The sequence below is a fragment of the Staphylospora marina genome, assembly GCF_003856495.1.
In the GTDB taxonomy this organism is placed as follows: Bacteria; Bacillota; Bacilli; order Thermoactinomycetales; family Thermoactinomycetaceae; genus Staphylospora; species Staphylospora marina.
Genome location: NZ_CP034118.1, coordinates 555,448 through 579,974, shown reverse-complemented (window position 1 = coordinate 579,974; position 24,527 = coordinate 555,448). Strand labels below are relative to the sequence as shown.

Here is a 24,527-nt window from a genome sequence, read left to right as displayed (position 1 = left end):
GGAAGGAGAATGTCCCGTGCATCATCATCACCATCACGGTCATCACCATGACCATCATCATCACGGCCACGACCATCATCACGACAATCGAACAGGCCTTACCATCGCCCTGGCCATCACGGTCACCATTTTGCTTTTGGAATTTGTCGGGGGGCTGCTGACCAACAGCCTGGCCCTGTTGTCGGATGCCGGTCACATGCTGGGGGACGCGGCTTCACTTGCGCTCAGTCTCGTCGCGATGTGGCTGGCAAAGCGTCCTCCGTCACCGCGAAAAACGTTCGGATACTACCGGTTTGAAATCCTCGCTGCTTTGTTCAACGGTCTGACGCTCTTCGTGGCCGCGGGATGGATCGTTTTGGAGGCGTGGGAGCGTTTTTGGAGCCCTCCCGCGATCAACGGTCAAACCATGATGCTGATCGCCGCGATCGGCTTGTTCGCCAATCTGGCCAGCGCCTGGGTGCTCATGCGCAAAGGGGACGTCAAAAACAACGTCAACCTGCGAAGCGCTTATCTGCACGTCCTGTCGGACGCATTGGGCTCGATCGGAGCCATCCTGGCCGGATTGCTGATGTCAGCCTTTTCCTGGTATTTGGCCGATCCCGTGATCAGCGTGATCGTGGCCATCCTCATTTTGAGAAGCGCCTGGGGAGTTCTCTCCCATTCCCTGCACATCCTGATGGAAGGAACGCCGATCACCGTGGACAAACACAAGGTGGAAGAAGTGTTGACCGCCATCCCCGGCGTGATCAACGTGCATGATCTGCACATCTGGACGATCACCTCCGGGCTGGATTCCCTCACCTGCCATCTGTTGGTGAGAGAGGACGCTCCCCACCAGGACATCCTGAAAACGGCGATCCGTCAGATCGAAGAACATTTCTCGATCCATCACACCACGATCCAGATCGAAACCGCCGATTTCCACCACTCCCGGCAGCATGTTCACTGAAACCGAAAAAGATCCGCCTGGTGTTTTGGCCGGCGGATCTTTTGGTTTTCCCGAAAAGAGAAATCCACTCATCAAATCATTCCATTTTAATTTTGTCAACAGGCATCTTGACGAATCTGTGTTTTCATTTTGTTGAACCATTTGTTGAAAGCGTTTTACGATAAAGCCAACACCGGGATCCATTTCATCCCTTGGAAAGGAGATCATCATGAGTCAAGCCAACCAGGCCATTGACCGGAACAACCGTCTCCAGGTAGGCGTTCAAAAATTCGGCCGGTTCCTGAGCGCGATGGTGATGCCCAACATCGGAGCGTTCATTGCATGGGGTCTCATCACCGCCCTGTTCATTCCCACCGGCTGGATTCCCAATGAGCATCTTGCGCAGCTGGTCGGACCGACCATCCAGTACCTGTTGCCTCTTCTGATCGGGTACACGGGCGGCAAGATGATTTACGACGTGCGTGGCGGTGTCATCGGTGCACTGGGCACGATGGGGATCATCGTCGGCACGGATATCCCCATGTTTCTGGGAGCCATGATCATGGGTCCCCTGTCCGGCTGGGTGCTGAAACGGGTGGACGACCCGTTCAGAGGAAAGATTCCCGCCGGATTTGAAATGCTCGTGAACAACTTCTCGGCAGGCATTGTGGGAGCGGTTCTCACTCTCTGCGGATACGTGGCCATCGGCCCGGTGGTGGCGACGCTCACCCACACACTCTCCGCCGGCGTGGAGGCGATCGTGAAAGCCGGACTGCTTCCGCTTGCCAGTCTGCTCATCGAGCCGGGGAAAGTGTTGTTCCTCAACAATGCGATCAACCACGGTGTGCTGAGCCCGCTCGGTTTGAAAGAAGCGGCGGAGACCGGAAAATCCGTCTTCTTCCTGCTCGAAGCCAACCCCGGTCCGGGGCTGGGCGTGCTGCTGGCCTTCTGGCTGTTCGGAAAAGGATCGGCCAAACAGTCCGCACCCGGTGCAGCAATCATTCACTTCTTGGGTGGCATTCATGAAATCTATTTCCCGTACATCCTCATGAAACCCCGCCTGATTCTGGCCGTGATGGCCGGCGGCATGAGCGGTGTGTTCACCTTCCGGACGCTTCAGGCGGGACTCGTGGCCGTGCCCTCCCCCGGCAGCATCTTTGCCGTTGCCGCCATGGCCCCCAAAGGAGGACTCCTTCCCGTATTGGCCGGCGTGACGGTCAGCTTGGCGATTTCCTTCCTCGTTTCGGCGGCATTCCTCAAAATGAGCAGGGATCCCGAAGAAGGCGACCTGTCTCGGGCGGCCGAACAAATGGAAAAACTGAAAGGGAACAGAAGTGACGTCGTGAACCAGATGATGAGCCGAGAAGAAGCCCGCGACGTGAAAAAAGTGGTGTTTGCCTGCGACGCGGGCATGGGCTCCAGCGCGATGGGCGCGTCCATCTTGTGGAAAAAGTTCAAGGACGCCGGCATCGACGTGGAAGTGACAAACTCGGCGATCAATGACATTCCGCAGGACGCAGATCTGGTCATCACCCAGAAAACCCTCACGGACCGGGCCAAAGCGAAAGCTCCCCGGGCGGAACACGTGTCGGTCGACAACTTCCTGAACAGCCCCGTGTACGACGAACTGGTCCGACGTCTCGGCAAGTAATTCGCGCGAATCCGGTGAACGTTTTCGCCGGATTCCCCGGAATGGGGGGAAACAGACGTGATCATCTCTTCCAGGCAACGTCAGATCCTCGAAATTCTGCTTCGGAAGCGAGAAGTCACCGTCCGGGACATTGCGGCGGAAACTCATGTCAGCCCCCGCACGATTCATCGGGAACTCACCTGGCTGGAGAAACGGTTGGAACCGTTCGGCCTGAAACTGGAGAAAAAAGCGGGTTCCGGCCTGTTTCTTCACGGAACGTCGGAGCAACGGACCCGATTGAAACAAACCCTCGCGAAACTGAAGCCCGTCGAGTACACGGCGGAAGAACGGAAAATCCGGATTCTGTGCACGCTGTTGGAAGCCACGGAGCCGATCAAAACATTGGCCCTCGCGCACGAATTGAAAGTGACGCCGGCCACCGTCAGCCATGATTTGGACGCATTGACCGATTGGCTGAGGTCTTGGGGCCTTTCTCTGATCCGCCGCCGCGGCTACGGCGTGGAGATCGCCGGACCGGAGTCATCCAAACGAAAAGCCATCCGTTCCCTGATTTCGGAACATCTGGACGAATCTCACTGGATCCCGATCCTGAAAAACACCCGTCCGGATGTTCCGGATCCGCTTCCGGATGCCGCTTCCGAACGATTGCTCCGGATGATCCCCCGGGAGACCCTGATCAAGGTCGATGAAGAACTCCGCGCGGCAGACGGGATTTTCCCCACACCACTCGCCGACAGTGCACGGATCGGTATGGTCATTCACCTGGCCCTGGCCATGGAACGGATCGCCAAGGGCGAAACCGTCGAAATGGATCCGGAGGACTTGGAAAAGCTGGCCGGTACCCCGGAGTATCGGCTGGCCCGGGAAATGGCCAGGCGGTTGGAAGGCCGCTTCGGCCACCCCGTTCCCCCCGAGGAAATCGGCCATGTGGCGATGCACCTGAAGGGAGCCAAGCTTGGACACTCCCGGTATGAACCGATGGAAGACTCCCGGGCGGAACTGACGGCGACCGCCGGGAAACTGATCACTCTCTGCGAAAAGAAACTCGACGCGGATCTGTCGGACGACCGTTCCCTGCTCGAAGGGCTGGTCGTCCACCTGGAACCGGCGATCCACCGGATGAAGCGCAACATGAAAATCCGCAATCCCCTGCTTCCCCGAATCCAAAAAGATTACCCGAACCTGTTCCGGGTGGTCCGCGAAGCGGCCCGCTCCGTCTTCCCGCATTTGGACGTGCCCGATGAAGAAATCGGGTATCTGGTCATGCACTTCGGATCGGCATTGGAAAGAGTGGCCAAAAAGAACCGGCGTCTGCGAATCCTGATCGTCTGTTCCGGCGGCTTGGGGTCGTCCAAACTGCTGGCGAGCCGGATTCAAAGCTCCGTCCCTGAGGCGGAAGTGCTCCGGAACGTATCGGTCTTCGAAATCGATGACATGGACCCCGGGGAATACGACCTCATCGTGTCCACCGTTCCCATTCCTTCGAGAAAACCGGATGAAGTGTTGCTGATGAACCCGTTGCCGACGGATGAGGATCTGGAAAAGATCCGGCGGATTGCCAAGGAACGCTCATTCAAGATTCCCTGCCGGATCGACAAAAGCCCGCGCATCGTCCGGGAGTTGGACGAATTGCAACGGGTTCATTCCCTGCTCGGCCATGCGCTGGATTTGATGGACCGCTTCTTCGTGACGGAATCATCGGTCCGAAGCGGAAATCTGGAAGAAATTCTCCGCCAGGCCTGTCTCCTGCTGGAACAGAAGAACATCCTCGACAGTGGCAAACCGGTGGTGACGCGATTGCTTGAACGGGAGAAACTCGGAGGACTCGGCATTCCCGATGCCCGTCTCGGCCTGTTCCACTGTCGCAGTGATCATGTTCTCCACCCTTCGTTCTCCGTCCATCGGCTCAACGATCGCGTTTCCGTCAGATCCATGGATGACGGCCGGGTGGACATTGACAAGATCGTCCTGATGGTGTGCCCGGCTTCCGGCCCCCGTGAGGTCGTCGAACTGTTGAGTCACATCAGTTCGCTGCTCATCGAACCGGACACCGTCCATGTGCTGGAATCGGAGGATGAATCGGGCATTCGGAAACATTTCGCCAACCGCCTGTATCAATTCTGCACATCCGACATCCACACCGGAGAGGAGAGATCATCATGACCATGCTGTCCGCAGAGAAAGTGCTGCTGAACGCAAAAGTCAAAGACAAACGGGAAGCGATCGAACTGGCCGGCCAACTGCTGGTCAAAAGCGACCACGTGTCCGCAGAATACGTCGCCAAGATGCACGAGCGCGAGGAAGAACTGTCCACCTGGATCGGCAACGGAGTGGCCATTCCTCACGGGACCGCCGATTCCAAAGCATACATTCATTCCACCGGCATTTCCGTGGTGCAAATTCCGGACGGGGTCGATTTCGGAAACGGCAACACCGCATACCTGCTGTTCGGCATCGCCGCCAAGGGAGACGATCATCTGAACATTCTCGCCCGGCTTGCCCTGCTCTGCTCGGACGAGGAGTCCGTGAAAAAAATGGTGGCCTTCAACAACGCCGATGCATTGATCTCCTTCATCGGAGGGGATGAAGCATGAAAGCCGTTCACTTCGGAGCCGGAAACATCGGTCGGGGATTCATCGGAGCGTTGCTGAACCAATCCGGCTGCGAAGTCTGTTTCATCGACGTGGTTCAGGAACTGGTGGACGAGATCAACCGCCGACGGGAATATGTCGTGGAAACGGCCGCGGAACACCGGGAGACGTTCATCGTTCGCGGCGTCCGGGCGGTATCGGGGCTGGATCCGGAAGCGGTCTCCAGGGAAATCATCGATGCCGATCTGGTGACCACCGCCGTCGGGCCGGCCGTCCTGGAGCGGATCGCTCCCGTCCTGGCCAAAGCTTTGACGGAACGGCTTCGCACGCATGATCGTCCGCTCAACATCATCGCCTGCGAAAATGCCGTCGGGGCCAGCACGATGCTGAAATCGTACATTTTCCAACACCTCGATGAGGAGATCCACGCCAAGGCGAAAAAGTGTATCGGCTTCCCGGATTCGGCCGTGGACCGCATCGTGCCCCTGCAATCCAACGAAGACCGGTTGAAAGTCATTGTGGAACCGTTTTATGAGTGGGTGGTGGACAGGTCCGGCATCCGGGGGGAAATTCCGGAGATCAAGGGGATCACCTGGGTTTCCGACCTGACGCCCTACATCGAGCGAAAATTGTACACCGTCAACACCGGGCACGCCACGGCCGCCTATCTGGGATACCTGTTCGGGTTCCGCACCATGGATGAGGCGCTCCGGAACCCGTTTGTCCGGGAAACCACTCAAAAAGCCCTGGAAGAGACCGGACGGCTGCTGGTTCTCAAACATGCGATCGATCCCGAAGATCACCGGCGGTATACGGAAAAAATCATGTCCCGGTTCGCCAATCCCCACCTGTCGGACGAAGTGACGCGAATCGGCCGTTCTCCCATCCGAAAGCTCGGTCCCGGGGACCGTTTGATGGGCCCCGCCGTCCAGCTGCTTGAACACGGAATGGTGCCCGAGCATCTGTCCGTCGGGATCGCCGCCGCCCTTCTGTTCGACCATGAGGAAGACGAAGAAGCGATGCGAATCCGCACCCTCCGGGCGGAAAAAGGGCTGTACAAAACCATCCGCCAAGTGACCGGAGTGCAGCCGGATTCTCCGCTGTTTGCCCGGATCATCGAAAACGTGGAAAAGCTGGAATCCATGAAAAAACGGTGATTGAACCTGCCTTTCATCAGACCTCTTCAAAATCCGTGCGCAAAAAGCGGGTTTCGTCAACCGGAACCCGCTTTTTCGTCTTCTCGAACGGAAATTGACTCATATTCAAAATAATGGTTGCATTTCAGATAATATTGAGTTATTTTAATATATGGAAACCAATGAATTAGCATGGATGAAGGAGGTCACCTCATGAAGCGTGTTCTTGTGCTCATGACGGGTCTGGTCGTGGCGCTGGCGGGAATGTTGGTGGCTCCGGCGGAAAAGTCGTATGCGGCTCAAGATTTTTATGGACCTGCCTCCTTTACTACGGAAGATGGCAAATGGGATGGAAATATCACGGTGGACTCCACATATAGAACGGTTCGTTTGACCATTGACCAAAATTTGATGAGGATTTACAAGGCAACCGACATTCCGAAGCCATGGTCTCCGGCCTCTCTGACCGCCCGTCTTTGCAGCGCCTCTTCGGGGAACTGTACATCATTCAAAACCTTTGGCTCTTCACGTACGATTACCTTTACCAATATGCTTCCTGCCAAGTACTATATTGATATCCGCGATCCGTGGACAGACTCTTATGCAGTCGGGAAAATTTCCGCAAGAACCGAAAAATGAACAGGGCTTCGTGCTCAATCGCAGAGGGCATCCCCGCCCTCTTTTTTTTTGCGCAACCGTCACCCACCAAAAAGCCGACGGACATCTCATCCGCCGGCAGTGCACATCCACCCTTTCCCGGATCCGATGATCAGGAAGGCATCGGAGTCGGCGTGGGCGGTGCGTATCCTTCTTTGTACTTCTGATCGATATATTCACGGATTTCCTTGACCGATTTGCCCTGTTTCTTCAAAGCGGCGGCTTCTTCGGCGATTTCCAGACAGGTGCCGCACTTGGTTCCGTGGGAATCCCAGACGATGTTTCCGTCGGATTTGATTTCATGAACGAAGCAGTCGCGATTGCTCCTGTGCCCCACGCTTTGTCCGCAGCCGCAGTAGCACGGGATATGGTCCAGCAAGGAGGCGTTCTCCGCCGCCGTTTGATACACCTGAACGACCCACGGATCCGCACCGCTGAGGAAAGACGGCAATTCACGAACGCTTCCCGTTTCTTCCCGCAGATCACCGGCAACGTGTTCGGTGGATGAATGATGTTCCGATGTATGACCGGAATCCGGTTCGGCCGCGCAACCGGTGAGATGCACGGTCATCAGCATGCCGCCCAAGAGCAACAGCCATTTTGTCGCTTTCCGTTTTTTCATGAATCCTTCGCCTCTTCTCCTCCAAAGAGTCTGTGGCACCTCTTTCGGTTCATCACCAGTATATCAGAAGCTTGGACGGATCACCTTGATCATGAAGAAAAAACGACACGTTGCCGTGTCGCAAGAAATGTCATTAAGAAATGTCATTATTGAATCAGGCCTTGCTCTCTCAGCCAGTTTTCCGCCACATCGCGGGCTTTCTTTCCTTCGAGATCAACCTGGGCATTCAACATTGCCATGGTCTTTTCATCCAGTTTTCCGGCGAGGAGATTCAGCACTTGCTCCAGCTCCGGATGGGCCTTCAGCGTGTCCTGCCGGATGATCGGAGCCGCGTGGTAAGGCGGGAAAAACTGTTTGTCATCCTTGAGGATTTTCAGGTTGAATGCGGGAATGCGGCCGTCCGTGGAAAAACCGTCAATCACATCCACCGCACCTTCCTTGACGGCGCCGTAGGTGAGTCCCGCATCCATGCCTTTGGCCGATTTGAAACGGAACCCGTAGGTTTCCTGCAATCCTTTGTATCCGTCAGGACGCTCCAGAAACTCCTGGGTGGAACCCAGCACGAGGTTCGGGGCGTGCTTGAGGAGATCGGAGAACGTTTCCACCCCCAACTTTTCGGCGTGATCCGTTCTCATCGTCAACGTGTAGGTGTTGTTGAAGCCGAACGGCTCCAGCCAAACCACACTGAATTTTTCCTCATACGCCTTCTTCACTTTCTCATACATTTCCTGCGGATCGGTGATCGTCTTCTGTTTCAGGGTGGCGGTCCACCCCGTTCCCGTGTATTCCGGATACAGATCCACGCTTCCGTTGATCAAGGCGTTGTGGACCACTTGCGTTCCGCCGAGAAACGTTTTGCGTTCCACCTTCAAATCCGTTTTGGCTTCGATCAGGGAAGCCATCATGTGGGCCAAAATGTCCTGTTCGGTGAAGTTTTTTCCGGCCACCACAATCTTGTCGTCATCGGCAGATCCGCATGCGACCAGCGGAACCGCCAGAACCAATGCCAACATCAGAAGAATCGCTTTTTTTGCCTTCATGATCCGCTCCTTTCCGTCATGGCTCTCCTCAGTTCTGACTTTGCTTGATTCCTTTGGGCGTCACCGTTTTTTCCAGCCATTCCAGCAGGGCATCGAAAACCAGTGCCAGCAGGGCCGCCGGGATCGCCCCGGCCAGGATCAGTTCCGTGGAAACCATGGAGATGCCGCGGAAAATCAGATCCCCCAAACCTCCCGCACCGATCAAGGCGGCGAGCGTCGCCACCCCGATGATCATCACGGTGGCCGTCCGGATCCCGGCCATGATCACGGACAAAGCGAGAGGAATCTGCACCTTGAACAACACCTGAAAATCGGTCATGCCCATCCCTTTGCCCGCCTCGATCATGAACTTGTCGACGTTCATGATCCCGGTGTACGTGTTGCGCAGAATCGGCAACAACCCGTAGATGGTGAGGGCCACGATCGCCGGCGTCCAGCCGATTCCCAGAAGAGGAATCATGAAGCCCAGAAGCGCGAGGCTGGGAATGGTCTGGAAAACGGAAGCCAAACCGATGATCGGGCCGGCAAGCTTCTGATGACGCGTCAGGAAAATTCCCGCGGGAACCGCGACCAATATGGAAAAGAGAACGGCGGCGAAGGAGAGTTCGAGGTGTTGCAAGGTGGCCTGAATGATTTCTTCTTGCCGCTCGGCAATCACGTCCAACAAAGTCATTCCCGCTCCCCCCTTTCACTGGATCTTCTTGAACCGGCTCAACCGCTTCACGCCGATGAATCCGCGAACGAAGTCGTTTGCGGGTTGTTGGAGCATCCGCTCGGGCGTGTCCACCTGAACGATTTGCCCCTCTTTCATCAGCACGATGCGATCCGCGATTTGCAGTGCCTCATCCATGTCATGGGTCACGAACACGATGGTTTTTTTGATCTCCGCCTGCAATCGCACCAGTTCTTCCTGCAGTTGTTCACGGGTGATGGGATCCAGCGCGCTGAACGGCTCGTCCATGAGAATGATGGACGGTTCCGCGGCAAGCGCCCGGATGACGCCGACCCGTTGTTGTTGCCCGCCGCTGAGTTCGGCCGGATAACGGTCACGGTAGACATGCGGATCCAGCCCGACCAACTCGAGCAATTCATCCACCCGTTTTTCGACCTTTTCAGGGTCCATGTTCTTCAACCTCGGCACCAGTGCCACGTTATCCTTGATTTTCATGTGCGGGAACAGGCCGATCTGCTGAATCACATATCCGATGTTTCTCCGAAGCTCCACCGGATCGATCCCGGAGATGTCTTCCCCGTTGATGAACACCTTCCCGGAGGAGGGCTCCACCAGCCGGTTGATCATTTTCATCAGGGTCGTTTTGCCGCAACCGCTGGGGCCGATCAGGGTGAGCAGTTCTCCTTTCCGGATATGAAGATTGATTTCTTTCAGGGCGACCGTTCCGTCCGCGTACGTTTTCGTGACGTTTTCGAACTTGATCATCCGCTTCACTCCAGTTAAAAATTTACAAATAAAAAAATAGAGATTTATATCTATATGTGAATTTCCGCAACCGACAAACCCGGGAATCATCACCGAAATATCACCATCAATCCGATTTGTTCTTTCCGGCGGTGAATGGCAATGATTTTTTCGGGACATCAAAATTATATAAAACAACAATTTCATGAACAAATCGCATTATATCAAATATTTTTGGATATACCGGTATATTTCCGCCTGAGTAGAGATCGCTTCAGGGATCCTCAGAAATCCTTCCATATCGTCCGATTTCCTCCCGATCCCGGCAACTCCGGCCTTGCAAATCCGGGGATGGACCTGCCCAAAAACAAAAAAAAGAGTATGATAGAAGTTGAAATGAAAAAAAGGCGACAGGCCGCAGTCATCAAGACGGGTGGAAGGAAGTGAACGCATGAGTCAAGCAGTAACAACCTACGAAGGCTGGTATGCCTATCACGATTTTCGCAAGATTGACTGGACGAAATGGAAATCCCTCAGCGCCGAAGACCGTCGCCAACGGGTGGAGGAGTTGTTGGACACCGTCCATCAGTTTGCGGAAGTGGAAGAACATCGCCGGGGCAGCTTCGGCCAATACGCCATTCTCGGTCACAAAGCCGATCTCTTGTTCATCCACCTCCGCCCCACCATGGACGAACTGAATGAAGTGAAATTCCGTTTTGACAAAACCGGTTTTGCGGAAGTGACCACCACTCCCTATTCCTATACTTCCGTCGTGGAACTGAGTGCCTACACCATTCCTCCGGGCACGGATCCGATGAGCGATCCGCAATTCCGGGCGCGGCTGGAACCCATCCTGCCGAAGACACAATACACCTGTTTCTATCCGATGAACAAACGCCGCTCCGGCAATGACAACTGGTACATGCTGTCGAGCGAAGAACGCCGTTCCATGATGAGAAGCCACGGCATGATCGGACGTTCCTACGCCGGAAGAGTGCGCCAGATCATCACGGGCTCGGTCGGTCTGGACGACTGGGAATGGGGCGTGTCCCTCTTTTCCGATGATCCGCTCTCCTTCAAAAAGCTGGTGTACGAAATGAGATTCGACGAAGTCAGCGCGCGCTTCGGCGATTTCGGTTCCTTCTACGTCGGCTCCAGGCTGACTCCCGAAGCTCTTCGCAACCTGCTCGAAGAACACATCCAAGGATAAGGATCATTCCGGACATGACAAAACCCCCCGGCAGTTGCCGGGGGTTCTTCGTTTTGTCGGATCAAGTTGTCGGTTTCACAGCAACCATACGGAAAGAATGAGAAACTGCGCCGAATTGGCAAACTCGATCATCCCGATGCGAATCGGTTGGAGAGGTTTTCCGCCCCACCGGTACAATCTCACCAGCGAAAACAGGAAAGGGATGAACAACAAGGGTTGGCCGAACAAAGCGGGGATCGGAAGCATCAACCAATGATACGTTTTGGCGTAGCCCATCCATCGCGGATTGTTCTTCTCCCTGAGAATCGATTTGACGAAAAAGACCGATCCCAGATAATATACGGCACTGTGCACATAGACAAACAGTGCCGATACATCCCACTTTCCGGTGCCGAACACGCAGGCGGCCACGGCTCCCACGGAAAACGCGTGGACGGCCCCCACGTTGTTGGTCATCGCCCGCTCGTTCTTTCTCTTGACGTGCCACAGATGCATCACGAACGAAATGCACAACAGCGGAGCCAACCACACCAGAGACGGTTCATTTTTCAACGGGATGATCAGAAAACACAGTCCCAACACGGAGTATATGACGGCCCAGCGAACAAATCGGCTTTCCCTCCGTTGCCTCTTGATCCATTCCTTGAACGAGTATGTGAACAGGTAAAACATCAGCCATGCCAGGAACAGCAACAAATGGCCCCAGCCGGGATCTCCCGCAAAGGTTCCCAACAGAAACGGCACCGTCAGCATGGCCCATCCTCCGTGCTCATGAGGAATCACCGGTTTCATGCCAGTCCCCCCTTCTCTTCAAAGGGTACTCGGTCTTTCGGTTTTTTTCTATGAAAAAAGTCACACCCCGAAAAGGGAATTTCGGGAGCCGATGAGAATATATGTTCGCACGACTTTCCGGCAAGCGGGTGTATCATCAGACGGATGAAAGCAAATCCTATGGAAGACGCGGATCCATGTCTGCCCCGTCTGAAACGCTCAACGGGAAGTTGATCCCTTCAGAAAGGATGAACCCCATGCCGCTGAACGTTTATCTGAACTTTCAAGGGAAATGTCGCGAGGCGATCGAGTTTTATGCGGATGTGTTCGGCGACCCCAATCCGCAAATCATGACTTACGGTGAAGCTCCCGGAGACCATCCCGTCCCGGAGGGAATCAAAAACTGGATCCTGCACGCCAGGATGACGGTAAACGGCAGCCCCCTGATGCTTTCCGATGTCTGGCCGGACCATCCGTTCACCGTGGGCAACAACATCTCCATCGCGCTCCTGAGCAAGTCCGCAGAGGATCTCAAAAACTGGTTCGCCAAGTTGAAAGAAGGCGGAACGGTCCATCTGGAGTTGCAGGAAACGTTTTGGAGCAAGCTCTACGGAAGTGTCACGGACAAATTCGGAATCCATTGGCAGCTCAACCTGGACAGCGAGGAATCCGGCTCCTGATCGAAAACTGTTCAAGAACGCTCCCGGAGCCAGCGACACACAAACGAGCATGCATCCGGTTCCATGGATGTCAAAGAGCGAGGTCGTCTGAAGCCTCGCTCTTTGACGTTCAGGGGGTCTTTCCTCGCAGATGGATTTGGTTGATGAATCACACAGAAACTGCCTGGCTGATCCCTGCTTCGTTTCATTGCGATGGCAAAGGCACTCCGCAGGGATCAGCAAGCTTCCTTTTGGTTTGGTTGAAGCTCATCGGTGAATCACACAGAAATTGCCTGGCTGATCCCTGCTCCGCTTCATTGCAGTGGCAAAGGCACTCGCAGAGACCATCCCAAGCTTCCTTTTGGTTTGGGTAGTGCTCATCAGGTGAATCACACAGAAACTGCCTGGCTGATCCCTGCTCCGTTTCGTTGCAGTGGCAAAGGCACTCCGCAGGGATCAGCCAGGCTTCCTTTTGGTTTGGTTGATGCTCATCAGGTGAGTCTCACCGAAACTGCCGGGTGTGATCCCTGCTCCGCTTCATTGCAGTGGCAAAACAGGGAACACACCCGGCTATGCTCCTTTTGGCACTCACAGGGACCGACTTGCAATCGACCACAAAAAACGATTTGAACCTACTTATTTCTTACATACAAAAACAACTTTTCTATCTTATTGAAAATATTGGAAGTAAATTACTGTAAATAGTATGTTACAATGAAAAACGATTCCAGAACGAAAGGGAGGATTTGATGCGCAATCAGAACTTCTTCAAGAAGCTGGCTGTGACTGCCATGGCTGCCGTTTTCGTTGGTACCGCTCTCCCCCTCTCCGGTACAGCGCATGCCATTTCTGTCGGGGACATTTTCGACCGAGTTGGACTGAAAGTTCCGAAGAAAGTCACCACCGTCCGTTCCACCCCGGTCGAAAACGCCACCGGTTCCACTCAAACTCCGACGAAGCCGGCTCAACCCGTGACGACCACCCAACCGGCAACCGGTCAAACTTCCACTCCGTCCACGCTGCAAGCCAAACGGGAAAAAGTGGTGCAAACCGCCATTTCCCTGAAAGACAGAGTGAAGTATGCCCATTGGTCCCAACGGGATGAAACCGGCCCGATCATCAAAACCGACTGCTCCGGCTACACCTACCTGGTGTACAAGCTGGCCAACGTGGGCGTGACCCTGGTCAACCGGGATGACGACGCTCAGGCCAAAGTCGGACAAAAAGTGGCTTGGGGTCAGTTTGAAAAAGGCGACCTGCTGTTCTTCTGGATTGACAAGCCAGGTGATGTGGGTCACGTCGGAATCTACATCGGAGACAACAAAATCATTCACAACTTCGGATACAAGAACAACGTCGTGATTTCCACGCTGAACAGCGAATACAAAAAACGCTTCATGGTGGCCCGCCGGGTTCTTTACTGAAGCGTTTCGGGATCACCCTCCTCCTTGCCTGCAAGGACGGAGGGTGATTTTCATCTGTCAACAGGCTTTACACCGGTTTCCAAATGTGGCTCTGAAAGTGGCGATACATCCGCAGCATCCGGTCCTTGTACGGCCCCGGGGGTTGGGTTTTCAACGCGTTTTCAAGCGGCACCACCCGGCAAATTCTCCGTTTTCCGGACCAGGTGGCATGGACCCAGGTCGGCACAAACCGGACCTGCCGGATCGTGGTGGATCCGCCAGGCGTTTTCCCCACTTTGAGGCGGACGATGACCCCCGTCAGCGTGTGATCGTTTTTGTACAGCCTGGAAGAGATGAAGTTGCCCAGCGAATAGATGGCAAAGCGTTTTTTGGTCACTCCGTGAATGTCTTTGACCTCCCGGAACACGGCCGGCTGGATGACATGCGGGTGAGCTCCGAGGATCACGTCCGCCCCGTGCCTGAACAGGGTGGACACCAGATTCTTCTGGAATCGGCTCGGATACAGGTGGTACTCATACCCGAAATGCAGGCAAACCACGACAAGGTCCGTCCCCTGTGCTTTCATCCGCCGGATGTCGTTGATGATTCTGCCCGTGTTCAGCCAATTGACCGCCCACCCCTGATCACGCGGCGGGCGAACGCCGTTTGTGCCGTAGGTGTAGGCAAGCGTGCCGATCCGGATTCCCTTGACGTTCCTGATGAGCAGGTTTCGTGATTCGGCGAAGGAGCGGGCGGTGCCCGTGTGAGCCAGCCCGTGTCGGTCCAGGACATCCAGCGTTCGCCTCAGCCCTTGGATGCCGCAATCGAGGCAATGGTTGTTGGCGGTGGTCAGGACGTCGAATCCGAGGCGCTTGAGCGTGCCGGCCAACGAATCGGGACAATTGAACTTGGGCCCTCCCGACTTGGGGACAAACTTGGCCTGGGGCCCGGACAACGTGGTTTCCAGATTGCCGATGGAAAAGTCCGCCGCGAGATACGGAGCCACCGGCTTGAACAACGGGTCAAAATCATGGCCTCCCGAAACTCTCGCCGTGGCAATGATCTCCGGCCGCATCAGCAGATCCCCGACGGCGGAGACGGTGATTTCCGTTCCCATTTCAACCCTCCCGTTCCGGCAACACAACGGTTCTTCGACCCGGGTGTTCGGGACATTCGCTTCTTTTGCGCGAACCGTGTGTATGACCGGTGCACATTTGCAAGTGGTGAATATGCTGAGACTGCCGTACCGATGATGTTTTTGCCGGAATAACAGGGAGGAGCCGGATGATGAACAGGATCGGATACAAATGGTGGGTTCATTTGCGGTTGATGAAAGACCCGGTGCTGAGAGCTTCACTGCCGCGAACGGTCTTGTATTCGCCCGAAACGTTCAGACAGATGCTCGCTCGTCACAAGTCCCTGATCCTGAAGCCTTCCGGAGGGAGCCAAGGGGTCGGGGTGATCCTCATCACCGGTCGGGAGGACGGAAGCCGGATCGCCCAAATCCACAAAGAAGTGCGGGTGTTTCGGGACACCCCCTCCTTGACGGCATGGGCGGATGCGATCAACAAACGATCGGAGACCCGGTACCTGATCCAGCAATGCATTCCGCTCGCCCGCCTTGGCGGAAAGCTCTTCACGATTCGCACCATCACGCAAAGAAAACCCGGCCGTCCCTGGGTCTTGACCGGTTGGGTGGCCAAAACGGCGGGTCCCGGCCATTTCATCACCAATTCCCGTTCGGGGGGCGGTGTCCATTATGTGGAGCAGGCACTCTCGCAATCCAATGTACGCCGGCCAAGTGAATCGGTGCTGAAGGATTTGCGGAATCTGACCATGCAAGCCGCCCAAATCCTGGGGAAATGGGAACCGCGCCAACCGGTGATCGGGTTTGACCTGGGGGTGGACACCAACGGTCACGTCTGGATGATCGAGGCCAATCCGGAACCCGGATTCGGAGCGTTTCGAAGGCTCGATCCCAACATGTACCGAAGGATCATCCAATTCTGAGCAGGGGTCGGATTCCGTTCCGCCCTTTTTTGCGGAACGGAATTCAGCCTTCTGCCGTCTGGCCGGCGATGATTTCCAGATCCAGCGTGATCTCCCGCGGCCGCCTTTCCAGAAACGCCCGCACTTTCTCCTCCGGGACGTTCCAACCCAGCGGAGTCATGAGCACCAGCGCCTCCGCGTCTTCCCGGTTCAGGGGCACCGCATGACGCAATCGCATCCGATCCAGCATCCGGAAGCGCTCACGGAACCGGTCGACGACGGCTTCGTTGGAATACGCCTGCTTCCCGGGATCATCGAAGAACGATTTCCGCAGCTCCAGCAGGTAATCGGGACCGGGAACCACTTTGACCAACAAACCGCCGGGCTTCAACAACCTGCGGAATTCCCCGTAATTGGACGGCGAAAGAATGTTCAGGATCACGTCGAACGAACCGTCCGCGAACGGCGTGCGGGCCAGGTCCCCCACCACCCAGATCTGCTCGCGGTAACTCCTGGCGGCCGTCATGATTCCTTCCTTGGCCAGATCAACGCCGAATCCCGTCGCGTTCCTCCCGCGACGGACAAGCTGCCCGCAGATTTCCGCCAGATGAGTTCCTTCCCCGCATCCCGCGTCCAGGATGCGCAGCCCGTCCCGCTCGGGGGTTTGTTCTGCCACGAACGCCGCCACGGTCTCATCCAACCGGCGGAACCATCCTGTTTCGGCCAGAAGCTTTCTCCTCGCCTCGAACAGCTCTTTGCCGTACTGGGTTTTGACCGAGGTTCCGGCCAGATGGACATACCCCTGCCTGGCAAAATCAAAGGTGTGACGGCGGGTGCACACCAGGCTTTTTCTGTCGGTCACTTTCATGGAAGAGCCGCAATGCGGGCACTTGAACATCCGTTCATGGACCTCCGCCAGATCGGCGGCCATTTCCTTTCTGCTGATCAAAGACACGGCTGCATCTCCTCCTTCATCCCGTGCAACATCGCTCCACCGATTTTCCAAACGCCCTTCATTCATGATACCTTGTAATCAGGAAAGGAGCGAAACCATGAACTTCAATCTGAACGAAACGATCGAGATCCTGGAGCGGACGCCCCGGGTTTTGGAAGCACTGCTCACCGGCCTTTCGGACGGTTGGCTTGAAGCCCGTGAGGGGGAAGAAACCTGGAACCCGGCCGAAGTGGTGGAACATCTCATCGAAGGGGAGAAAACCAACTGGATCCCTCGACTGGAAATGATTCTCCGGGAAGGTGAAAACCGTCCCTTTCCCGACTTTGACCGGTTCGCCCATCTGAAGCGGGAGAAACGGACACTGGAAGACATGCTCGCGGAGTTCAGGCAACTTCGACAGGAAAACATCCAAAACATCCGCAACCTGGTCCGGTCCCAAGCCGACGAGGAACGGACAGGCACCCATCCGGCATTCGGAACGGTGAGACTTCGGGAACTGCTGGCCACATGGATGGTCCACGATCTGACCCACCTGTCGCAGATCCTCCGGGTGATGGCCAAGCGATACCGGGAAGACGTGGGTCCGTGGATCGAGTATCTGAGCATCCTGAAAGCATGACGAAGAAAATCAAGCCCCCGCACGGTGAACGTGACGGGGGCTGCATCTGTTACGTCACCCGATGAAGATGCGTATCCTTGAAGTCCGTCGGGTACTTCAGGCCAAATCCCATGAACCGGTCCAGTCCGATGTGCGCACACCAGTTCTTCGACAACCGGGGGCAAAAAATGCATAACCCCTCCGATAAGGAGGGGGCTGGAAATGACAGCATACCGTTCCGTGACCCGCAAATCGAAGAACCGTCTTCCTCGGGGTTATTGAACATCGGGGTGGATCACGATCAAATCCTGCACCAACATGTTTCTCTTGTTCGGGAGTTCAAACACTTGAACCCTTTTGCCCGTTTGCTTGTCGTAGACCCCCACCCTGCCGACAATGTTTCCCGTGGGATTGGGATCATTTTGGTCTTGGGACAAGACATAGAGATGCCGTGAATCCATGTCCACATTCAATACCGCTTGATCTGATGTCCGGATGTTTCTTTTGATTTGCAGCGTGTTTCGATCCAGGACACTGATGTGGTTCCCCAGAGCGTAAGTGACAAAAATCTCCTCATCACCCGCCAACAAATATTGCGGACCATGGTACGGCAGGTTGATTTGTCTGATGCTCCAATCTTCTTTTGATACGAGCGTGAGAAAATCCGATTGGTCCGATCTCGATGTCAACAGGATCTTTCCGTCTATGGGCAGGATGTCATCCGGGACAACCTGTTGAAGCGTGATTTCTTTGTGGATTTCCAATCGATCTTTCTCCAATACATACAATTTTCCATGAGTTTCATTGATATCTCCGAACACGTAGACATACTCTTCATCCACTGAGACCGCCATCAACATGCCGGGCAACTCTCTTTTTTTCGATGTTTTTCCGTCTTTCAGTTCAACGGTGCCATAATGGAAGGCCGTATTGAAACCGGTAACCGTTGTGTCCCCATGCACAGCAATGTCCAATGGAAAGTCCAACACGGTTGTTTCCGACAAGGAGCCGTCCGGCCGGATGATCGCCATGTAGCCGTCAAATCGAACCGGCAACAGCCATTCGTTCCGGGGACCACGCTCAATCTGAAAAATTCCCATTTTCCTGATGCGATGGGAGTCGGTCACTTTCCCGTTTTTGTCCAATACCACAAACTCGCTGTCTTTTTTGGTCGCGTCCGTGTAAATCACCCCAACATGACCGTCGGACAAGTCGATGTTTGACGGAAATCCGCAGCCTGCAGCCAAAGCGATGAGCATGCCGAACAGGATCGACGCAAATTTTTTCATCGCGACCTCCCAAAACGTTTGAATTTCGATAAGTCAACCGACTCCCAACCATCTTCAACAATCGGAAATTTGGCCTGATCGGTCACATCTCTGACGCATCTTTTCATTCTTTTGTTCCAACTTCATCCACATGAGGAGCCCATCCGCCAACCTGGGTCATCAAAAAAATGTTTCCATACCGCCCTCCGGCGGGTATGTTCTTTTCTGTCTCCTCCTCAACCATTCTCTCTTCCTCTCTTGAAACCTGACCCCCGACCGTCGTTTCCTCTGCAACTCACCAAATCATGCATCCATCGGCACGCATCCTTCACTCATCGGAAATGCCGCACCTCCCTCACTGTGTATTCATCCCTTCTGTGTATTCATCCTGTCAACATTGAAAACCTGATCCAGGAGAGTGAGAGACATGCTGTTGATCGATTTCTCACCGGGAGACGTTCCCGTGAAACTGAATTCCCTTCAATGTGTGAAAGTTCGGCGCGTGAAAGCGGCACAAATGCTGGAGTCCGCCCAAAATGAGAACGATCTGCCTGCGATCGGTCACGCCCTGCTCGAAGAGCTGAAACAAGCCCAAGTGGAAGGAAAATTCTCGGTTGTCGGCGTACCGGCGAAGGGAGAGATTCTGAAGTTCATCGGCATGATCCAGGTCCTGTACGGAATCAAGGGATGTTTCCCGTTTGTCGTTCAGGAGAAAAACGGACTGTATGATGTGGATCAAGCCATGGATTTGTATGACCTCATGGATTCCGCCCGATGGATGCGAATTTGAGGGTTTATGGAAACGTTGCTTTGCCATCACAAACGAAAAGTCGCCTGCCGAACCATGCCGGCCGACGACTTTGCTCTGTTTTCACAGCAACTCGATATATCCCGCCGTTCCGTTTAGGCGGATTCGCTGGCCGTCCTTGATCCGTCGGGTCGCGTTTTCGACGCCGACAACGGCGGGAATGCCGTATTCCCGGGCAATGACCGAACCGTGCGTCATCAGGCCGCCCACTTCGGTGACCAGCCCCTTGATGGAGACGAACACCGGCGTCCAACTCGGGTCGGTGAACGGAGTGACCAGGATGTCCCCCTCCGCGATGTCGGCGTCTTCCACCCGCAGCACGACCCGCGCCCGTCCTTCGATGATCCCGGAAGAAACGGGAATGCCCGGAATGGCTCCTTCCGGAATCCGGTCATCCCGAATTTCCCCGGAGATGCATTCCCCTTCCGACGTCAGAAGCCGGGGCGGTTGCAATTTTTCATACAACCGGTATTCCTCTTTTCGCCTGCGGATGAGATCCGGATCCAGGTTCCGCGAGAGAACCGCTTCCTTCAGTTCCTCCATGTACAGATAAAAAATATCTTCCCTCTCTGCGATCAGCCCTTCTTCCACCAACCGGTCCGCCTCTTTGAGCAAGGCCTGCTTGTAGAGAAACAGCCGCTTGACCATGGCGAATTTGGGATATTCCCGGTACCCGGTGAAATTGCGCAGAACACTGATCCACTTCCGCGCTTTTTCAGCCTTCCGTTTCCCGCCCGGCAGGGATTCCAGCCGTTTCAGGATTTCGCGCTCCTTGTTTTGTGCCTCGCTCAGGCCCTGTTCCCATTTTGCCCGGCTGGCTCCCGGTGCGAAATTGCGGATGTTGCTCAAAATGACCGTTGCCAGCGTGGCGGGTTGTTCCTGCCATCTCGGCCGGGTGATGTCAATCTCCCCGGTGCAACGCGCCCCGTATTTGTCCAGGAAGGCCCGGATGGCATCGGCCGCTTCAGGACCGCCCGGCAATCGGGACAGATCCTCGAAAAACGTGTCATTGCTTGCGCGCTCGAGGTAATCGATCACGTCCGGATACGGCCGGATCGCATCGGCCACGTCCAACAATGCCAGCCCCATTTCGGAAGTGACATTGTACGGGACGGACTGGCTCAACACATCCGCCGTCCCCGGTTCCCCCAGCCATTTTTCCAGCTTGCGGGAGAGCCACCTGCCCGCAAACACCCCCGTGAGGATGGCGGCGTAACTCCCGGGACGGATGATGACCCGCTCCAGTTGGCGGCAATCTTTCTCAATCAGCCGGAACAGCTCTTCTCCCGAAACCCCTTCGATTTGCCGCCGGAGTTGTTCGTTGGATTCCTCCCCCGCGGCGATGAGTTCCCGGACGATGGAAATGTCGTTTTTCCGGTAAATCCGGTACGCTTCCGAAAAAATCCTCCAGGAAAAACGCCCTTTCCCGAAGCTCATCACCGGCTTCCCTCGCGGGAATGACCGGGCAAACTCTTCGCGCCGGAGAACCTCCAGGATCGCGTTTTGGAGCAACGGATCATTGTTGCCCATGGCACTGATCAGCAGTTTCCGGGAAACGGGAGACGCCAGATCATGGGAAATGTCCATGAACAGCCTTCCTCCCGCCTCCACCGTCGGCACACGGGCGGACATCCATTTCAGGATGGACATGCCCAGCGGCTTGATGGGATCCGTCATCATTTGTTGGTGACCGAAAGACAAATAGACCCGATGGCTGTCATCCGGCGCCTCCGGAACCGGGAACAGGGTGGTGATGGGCCGGCTTTGCAGAATGTGGATCTCCCCGCTAGCCAAGCACCACTCGATGTCCTGCGGTTTTCGGAAATGAGCCTCGATCCGCCTGCCGATCCGTTCCAGTTCCAGGATTTGTTCATCCGAAAGCGTCTGCTTGCCGGACATCTTCGGATCCAGCTCTTTCACTTCCGTTCCGCCGTCCTTTACGGAGAAAACGCCCTTTTTCTTGTCCGCCACCGTCTTTCCGATGATGTTCCCGTCGCGCACCTTGTACTGGTCGGCCGTTACCAGACCGGAGACGAGAGCTTCCCCGATTCCGAAGCCGGCGTCAATCACAAGCACGTTCCGGTTGCCGGTCGTGGGATCGGCGGTGAACAGAATGCCGGACGCCTCCGGGTAGATCATGCGCTGGATGATCACGGCCAGGCGCACCTTGCGATGGTCAAAGCCGTTTTTCATCCGGTACAGCACCGCCCGCTCCGTGAACAACGAAGCCCAGCACTTTTTGACATGCTCCGTCACGGCTTCCGTGCCTTTGACATTGAGCCACGTGTCATGCTGACCGGCAAACGACGCATCGGGCAGATCCTCGGCGGTGGCGCTGGATCTCACGGCGAAACCGGCATTCTCTCCCCACTCAGAAAGCCTCGCGGCAATGGCTTCCCGGATGTCTGCGCCGAGCTCCGTCCCTTCGATGAACGCCCGGATTTCAGCGGATAGATCCCGGATGCGCCCGGTGTCGGTGACTTTCAGCTCGGACAATCGCTCCACCATGGACAGAAACTCCGCATCTCTGCCGATCTCCCGCTCAAACGCTTCCGTCGTGACGCAGAATCCCTCCGGAATCCGAAGGCCATCCACCCGGGCCAGCTCCCCCAGATGGAAGGCTTTTCCCCCGACCAACTCCAACGACTCCCGATCCATTTCCCTGAATCCAAGAACGAGGGATGACATGCACGGATCTCTCCTTTGACCACTTTTCTGGTTCGTCCCGGACCGTGTCCGGATACAGTGGATCTCATCCACTCATTTCTTCAATCTATTCCCTCTTCTCCGAAGTCAAGATCATGGAAAAACAGAAAATTGGTCCATGATCTCACCACACTCCGGCACGGGACATACCGCATCAGGGAGAGAGATGCAAAAAAATCGCCTCCCGGTTGAAACCGGAAGGCATGAGTCCGCGCCTTATTCCCAATCCACCAACTGCATTTCGACGTCCGTCGCCACCCGCAGCTTGTCCCCGTCCGGATGCAGCCCGATGGCCAGAATCTTTCCTTCTACCTGAACTTCCCGCAACACAGACCCCGTTTGAACATCCAGGAATAACAATTTGCTTTCCGGGGTGGCACAGGCGATTTTGTCCCCTTTGACCACCAGACGAGAGGTATCAGGGAGCTTTTTGTCGTCCCTTTCGATCCCGGAAGTAAGCGTCACGCTCCACAACATCCGGTTCTCTGACACCGAACAGGCGATCAGGCGGTCTTCCACCACACTTCGTCCGTATACCCAGTCGTACACATTCACATAAAAAAACACGCGATCCGAATCCGGATGAAACGCCGTTCCCAGTACGGCATCAATCCTCTCCCAACTCCGATCCCGTTTCAACGGAAAACAACAGAACCATGTCCGCTCTCCTCCCCGGAACGGGAACGGCACGATATTCAGACTCATTTCATAATCGTCTTCATATGGATGCTTCACGACAAAGGCCCATTTTTCTTCGTCAGGAGAAAGGAGGTCTCCTCCTCTAAATCCATCATGTATTCCCAGATCTTCCATCGAAGCAAACCCGGATTTCCCCGATTTCCACTGAAACCAGGCATAACCTACATCCCAATCGTCTTCACATTCCACAATCAACATCCCGCCATCCGAGGTGAAGCCTTTGTTGTAAGTCCAGGATTTTTCCCCTTTCAATGTGCGGATGACCGACAAATCGTCGAACCGCCTCAACTCCACCCCGAACACCCTCCGGGCGATCATGGCAAACCACTTGCCATCCGGGGAGAGTAGCAAATCATGGATGTCGTGCTGGTCGGTCTGAATTCCGCACACCCACTCCAGTCGGGGCGTGTACCTCCAGCGGCTAAGCACACCTCCCTGTTCGGCGATCACCAGTTCATCCCGCCAGGGGTGAAGAAGGATGATTTGCCCGGATTGCTTATCTGGATCCGGTTTGGAATAGTTCTCAATCGGCTGATCGCCCGTGAAACCCGCAGACTCCGCCAGAAACTTGAACATCTTTCTGCTCGAGGCGTAATGTTGCGGCAATCGCCCGTGGATATCCCTCATCCGAACCAATTCATGAAAGCCGGGAATCTGTTTCATCACCGGGATCCATTCTTCGGATGCACCCGCCAAGTTGTGCAAGATGTTGTGAGTCTCAATGATGGTGGGTGCGCCGGATTGGAGCAACAAGAAAAAGAGCTCTTTCGCAACTGGAAACGGTACTTTACCATATTTCTGAGAATCACGCACCTGAAACAAACCGTGTTTCATATCTGCCCCCGCTTCCAGCAGGCAGCGCACGATCTCCACATCTCCCCGCTGGATCGCATATTCCAGAGGGAACTCACCATGTGCGGTATTGGCATTCACGTCAGCCACTTTTTCCAGCATGCGGCGGATCAGCTTAAGCGGACCCTCCTGAACGGCCCATTTCAAAACTCCTTTCACATCCACCGGAACCCCACGATCCAGCAGTTCTTCAGCCAAGTCGAATTGCCGATTGTATATCGCCATCTCCAACAGCCCATTGTTATTGTGATCCCGGACGTACACATCCGCCCCACTTTGGATCAGAAAGCGAACTGTGTCCCAGTTGTGCCGCCGAGCACCCCCCAGCACCGGCGTCCACCTGATGATTGGATCGATGTTCACATCCACCGGAATCCCTTGGTCCAGAAGGTACGAAGCGATTTCCGGAGTTGGCGCTGCATGGAGCAGTGTTTCCATTCCCCATATTTCTTTTTTGGAGGTTGCGTGAATCCACTCCGGATTTTTCTCCAACAGAGATCTCAGAGTCTGGAAGTCTCCTTGTTCACAGGCTTGGAACAATTCTTTCACGGTCATGGTTGATCTCCT

At 55.2% G+C, this 24,527-nt stretch carries 21 protein-coding genes and 2 pseudogenes; 12 read left to right on the top strand and 11 right to left on the bottom strand.

Annotated features, from left to right (window positions below; genetic code table 11):
- The first annotated feature begins 16 nt into the window (after positions 1–16).
- The 6 genes from EG886_RS03040 (at position 17) to EG886_RS03015 (ending at position 6,945) form a co-directional block, all read left to right on the top strand.
- Positions 17–949: a cation diffusion facilitator family transporter gene (locus tag EG886_RS03040; RefSeq protein ID WP_124726761.1), complete on the top strand. Its 933-nt coding sequence runs from the start codon at positions 17–19 to the stop codon at positions 947–949.
- 208 nt (positions 950–1,157) lie between these two features.
- Positions 1,158–2,579: a PTS mannitol transporter subunit IIBC gene (locus EG886_RS03035; protein ID WP_124726760.1), complete on the top strand. Its 1,422-nt coding sequence runs from the start codon at positions 1,158–1,160 to the stop codon at positions 2,577–2,579.
- A gap of 57 nt (positions 2,580–2,636) precedes the next feature.
- Positions 2,637–4,742: a BglG family transcription antiterminator gene (locus EG886_RS03030; RefSeq protein ID WP_124726759.1), complete on the top strand. Its 2,106-nt coding sequence runs from the start codon at positions 2,637–2,639 to the stop codon at positions 4,740–4,742.
- A complete protein-coding gene (locus EG886_RS03025; RefSeq protein ID WP_206425337.1) occupies positions 4,739–5,173 on the top strand; it encodes a PTS mannitol transporter subunit IIA in 435 nt (144 codons plus the stop codon). Before EG886_RS03030 ends, EG886_RS03025 begins: the two co-directional genes overlap by 4 nt.
- Entirely contained in the window at positions 5,170–6,327 is a 1,158-nt protein-coding gene (locus tag EG886_RS03020; protein WP_124726757.1) for a mannitol-1-phosphate 5-dehydrogenase, read from the top strand. Before EG886_RS03025 ends, EG886_RS03020 begins: the two co-directional genes overlap by 4 nt.
- Positions 6,328–6,519: 192 nt before the next feature.
- Positions 6,520–6,945 carry a hypothetical protein gene (locus EG886_RS03015; RefSeq protein ID WP_124726756.1) on the top strand — a complete coding sequence of 142 codons (426 nt, stop codon included), beginning with the start codon at positions 6,520–6,522 and terminating at the stop codon, positions 6,943–6,945.
- A gap of 130 nt (positions 6,946–7,075) precedes the next feature.
- Here EG886_RS03015 and EG886_RS03010 read toward each other — a convergent pair whose 3' ends face one another.
- The 4 genes and pseudogenes from EG886_RS03010 to EG886_RS02995 form a co-directional block, all read right to left on the bottom strand.
- A complete protein-coding gene (locus tag EG886_RS03010; protein WP_164491616.1) occupies positions 7,076–7,585 on the bottom strand; it encodes a PCYCGC motif-containing (lipo)protein in 510 nt (169 codons plus the stop codon).
- A gap of 146 nt (positions 7,586–7,731) precedes the next feature.
- The gene (locus tag EG886_RS03005; protein WP_124726755.1) at positions 7,732–8,625 is read right to left on the bottom strand and encodes a glycine betaine ABC transporter substrate-binding protein; all 894 of its coding nucleotides are present in this window, start codon (positions 8,623–8,625) and stop codon (positions 7,732–7,734) included.
- Between the two features lie 28 nt (positions 8,626–8,653).
- Complete coding sequence (locus EG886_RS03000; protein WP_124726754.1) at positions 8,654–9,298, bottom strand: ABC transporter permease; 645 nt, start codon at positions 9,296–9,298, stop codon at positions 8,654–8,656.
- Between the two features lie 39 nt (positions 9,299–9,337).
- Positions 9,338–10,063: pseudogene (locus tag EG886_RS02995) on the bottom strand (ABC transporter ATP-binding protein); the annotation flags it as partial.
- Positions 10,064–10,493: 430 nt separating this feature from the next.
- Here EG886_RS02995 and hemQ point away from each other — a divergent pair.
- Positions 10,494–11,252 carry a hydrogen peroxide-dependent heme synthase gene (gene hemQ / locus EG886_RS02990; protein WP_124726752.1) on the top strand — a complete coding sequence of 253 codons (759 nt, stop codon included), beginning with the start codon at positions 10,494–10,496 and terminating at the stop codon, positions 11,250–11,252.
- 75 nt (positions 11,253–11,327) lie between these two features.
- On the opposite strand, the gene EG886_RS02985 is transcribed toward hemQ, so the two are convergent.
- On the bottom strand, positions 11,328–12,044 hold the full coding sequence (locus EG886_RS02985; RefSeq protein ID WP_124726751.1) for a YwiC-like family protein: 717 nt from the start codon (positions 12,042–12,044) through the stop codon (positions 11,328–11,330).
- A 236-nt stretch (positions 12,045–12,280) separates the two neighbouring features.
- On the opposite strand from EG886_RS02985, the gene EG886_RS02980 reads away from it, so the two are divergent.
- Both EG886_RS02980 and EG886_RS02975 read left to right on the top strand, forming a co-directional pair.
- Positions 12,281–12,703: a VOC family protein gene (locus EG886_RS02980; RefSeq protein ID WP_124726750.1), complete on the top strand. Its 423-nt coding sequence runs from the start codon at positions 12,281–12,283 to the stop codon at positions 12,701–12,703.
- A gap of 728 nt (positions 12,704–13,431) precedes the next feature.
- Positions 13,432–14,106: a C40 family peptidase gene (locus tag EG886_RS02975; protein WP_124726749.1), complete on the top strand. Its 675-nt coding sequence runs from the start codon at positions 13,432–13,434 to the stop codon at positions 14,104–14,106.
- 67 nt (positions 14,107–14,173) lie between these two features.
- On the opposite strand, the gene EG886_RS02970 is transcribed toward EG886_RS02975, so the two are convergent.
- A complete protein-coding gene (locus tag EG886_RS02970; protein WP_124726748.1) occupies positions 14,174–15,202 on the bottom strand; it encodes a CapA family protein in 1,029 nt (342 codons plus the stop codon).
- 170 nt (positions 15,203–15,372) lie between these two features.
- Here EG886_RS02970 and EG886_RS02965 point away from each other — a divergent pair, with 170 nt between their 5' ends.
- Positions 15,373–16,095 (top strand): YheC/YheD family protein, encoded by a 723-nt coding sequence (locus EG886_RS02965; RefSeq protein WP_164491615.1) that lies wholly within the window; start codon positions 15,373–15,375, stop codon positions 16,093–16,095.
- A 43-nt stretch (positions 16,096–16,138) separates the two neighbouring features.
- On the opposite strand, the gene EG886_RS02960 is transcribed toward EG886_RS02965, so the two are convergent.
- Positions 16,139–17,029, bottom strand: coding sequence for a methyltransferase domain-containing protein (locus tag EG886_RS02960; protein ID WP_241154355.1), 891 nt, complete (start codon positions 17,027–17,029; stop codon positions 16,139–16,141).
- Between the two features lie 97 nt (positions 17,030–17,126).
- Here EG886_RS02960 and EG886_RS02955 point away from each other — a divergent pair, with 97 nt between their 5' ends.
- Positions 17,127–17,648, top strand: coding sequence for a DinB family protein (locus tag EG886_RS02955; protein WP_124726746.1), 522 nt, complete (start codon positions 17,127–17,129; stop codon positions 17,646–17,648).
- 49 nt (positions 17,649–17,697) lie between these two features.
- Here EG886_RS02955 and EG886_RS13905 read toward each other — a convergent pair.
- Together EG886_RS13905 and EG886_RS02945 are read right to left on the bottom strand one after the other, a co-directional pair.
- Positions 17,698–17,790, bottom strand: a pseudogene (locus EG886_RS13905) (DUF4260 family protein); the annotation flags it as partial.
- A gap of 112 nt (positions 17,791–17,902) precedes the next feature.
- Positions 17,903–18,916: a YncE family protein gene (locus tag EG886_RS02945; protein ID WP_124726744.1), complete on the bottom strand. Its 1,014-nt coding sequence runs from the start codon at positions 18,914–18,916 to the stop codon at positions 17,903–17,905.
- A gap of 406 nt (positions 18,917–19,322) precedes the next feature.
- Here EG886_RS02945 and EG886_RS02940 point away from each other — a divergent pair, with 406 nt between their 5' ends.
- Positions 19,323–19,685, top strand: coding sequence for a hypothetical protein (locus tag EG886_RS02940; RefSeq protein ID WP_124726743.1), 363 nt, complete (start codon positions 19,323–19,325; stop codon positions 19,683–19,685).
- Between the two features lie 81 nt (positions 19,686–19,766).
- Here EG886_RS02940 and rph read toward each other — a convergent pair whose 3' ends face one another.
- Together rph and EG886_RS02930 are read right to left on the bottom strand one after the other, a co-directional pair.
- Positions 19,767–22,391 carry a rifamycin-inactivating phosphotransferase gene (gene rph / locus EG886_RS02935; protein WP_124726742.1) on the bottom strand — a complete coding sequence of 875 codons (2,625 nt, stop codon included), beginning with the start codon at positions 22,389–22,391 and terminating at the stop codon, positions 19,767–19,769.
- Positions 22,392–22,625: 234 nt separating this feature from the next.
- On the bottom strand, positions 22,626–24,515 hold the full coding sequence (locus EG886_RS02930; RefSeq protein WP_164491614.1) for an ankyrin repeat domain-containing protein: 1,890 nt from the start codon (positions 24,513–24,515) through the stop codon (positions 22,626–22,628).
- Positions 24,516–24,527: the final 12 nt, after the last annotated feature.

What these genes read in the sequence shown, in the direction of transcription:
- EG886_RS03035 (WP_124726760.1), top strand. Translation starts at nt 1,158, where the DNA reads ATGAGTCAAGCCAACCAGGCCATTGACCGGAACAACCGTCTCCAGGTA.
- EG886_RS03025 (WP_206425337.1), top strand. Translation starts at nt 4,739, where the DNA reads ATGACCATGCTGTCCGCAGAGAAAGTGCTGCTGAACGCAAAAGTCAAA.
- EG886_RS03020 (WP_124726757.1), top strand. Translation starts at nt 5,170, where the DNA reads ATGAAAGCCGTTCACTTCGGAGCCGGAAACATCGGTCGGGGATTCATC.
- EG886_RS03015 (WP_124726756.1), top strand. Translation starts at nt 6,520, where the DNA reads ATGAAGCGTGTTCTTGTGCTCATGACGGGTCTGGTCGTGGCGCTGGCG.
- EG886_RS03010 (WP_164491616.1), bottom strand. Translation starts at nt 7,585, where the DNA reads ATGAAAAAACGGAAAGCGACAAAATGGCTGTTGCTCTTGGGCGGCATG.
- EG886_RS03005 (WP_124726755.1), bottom strand. Translation starts at nt 8,625, where the DNA reads ATGAAGGCAAAAAAAGCGATTCTTCTGATGTTGGCATTGGTTCTGGCG.
- EG886_RS03000 (WP_124726754.1), bottom strand. Translation starts at nt 9,298, where the DNA reads ATGACTTTGTTGGACGTGATTGCCGAGCGGCAAGAAGAAATCATTCAG.
- hemQ (WP_124726752.1), top strand. Translation starts at nt 10,494, where the DNA reads ATGAGTCAAGCAGTAACAACCTACGAAGGCTGGTATGCCTATCACGAT.
- EG886_RS02985 (WP_124726751.1), bottom strand. Translation starts at nt 12,044, where the DNA reads ATGAAACCGGTGATTCCTCATGAGCACGGAGGATGGGCCATGCTGACG.
- EG886_RS02980 (WP_124726750.1), top strand. Translation starts at nt 12,281, where the DNA reads ATGCCGCTGAACGTTTATCTGAACTTTCAAGGGAAATGTCGCGAGGCG.
- EG886_RS02975 (WP_124726749.1), top strand. Translation starts at nt 13,432, where the DNA reads ATGCGCAATCAGAACTTCTTCAAGAAGCTGGCTGTGACTGCCATGGCT.
- EG886_RS02970 (WP_124726748.1), bottom strand. Translation starts at nt 15,202, where the DNA reads ATGGGAACGGAAATCACCGTCTCCGCCGTCGGGGATCTGCTGATGCGG.
- EG886_RS02965 (WP_164491615.1), top strand. Translation starts at nt 15,373, where the DNA reads ATGAACAGGATCGGATACAAATGGTGGGTTCATTTGCGGTTGATGAAA.
- EG886_RS02955 (WP_124726746.1), top strand. Translation starts at nt 17,127, where the DNA reads ATGAACTTCAATCTGAACGAAACGATCGAGATCCTGGAGCGGACGCCC.
- EG886_RS02945 (WP_124726744.1), bottom strand. Translation starts at nt 18,916, where the DNA reads ATGAAAAAATTTGCGTCGATCCTGTTCGGCATGCTCATCGCTTTGGCT.
- EG886_RS02940 (WP_124726743.1), top strand. Translation starts at nt 19,323, where the DNA reads ATGCTGTTGATCGATTTCTCACCGGGAGACGTTCCCGTGAAACTGAAT.
- rph (WP_124726742.1), bottom strand. Translation starts at nt 22,391, where the DNA reads ATGTCATCCCTCGTTCTTGGATTCAGGGAAATGGATCGGGAGTCGTTG.
- EG886_RS02930 (WP_164491614.1), bottom strand. Translation starts at nt 24,515, where the DNA reads ATGACCGTGAAAGAATTGTTCCAAGCCTGTGAACAAGGAGACTTCCAG.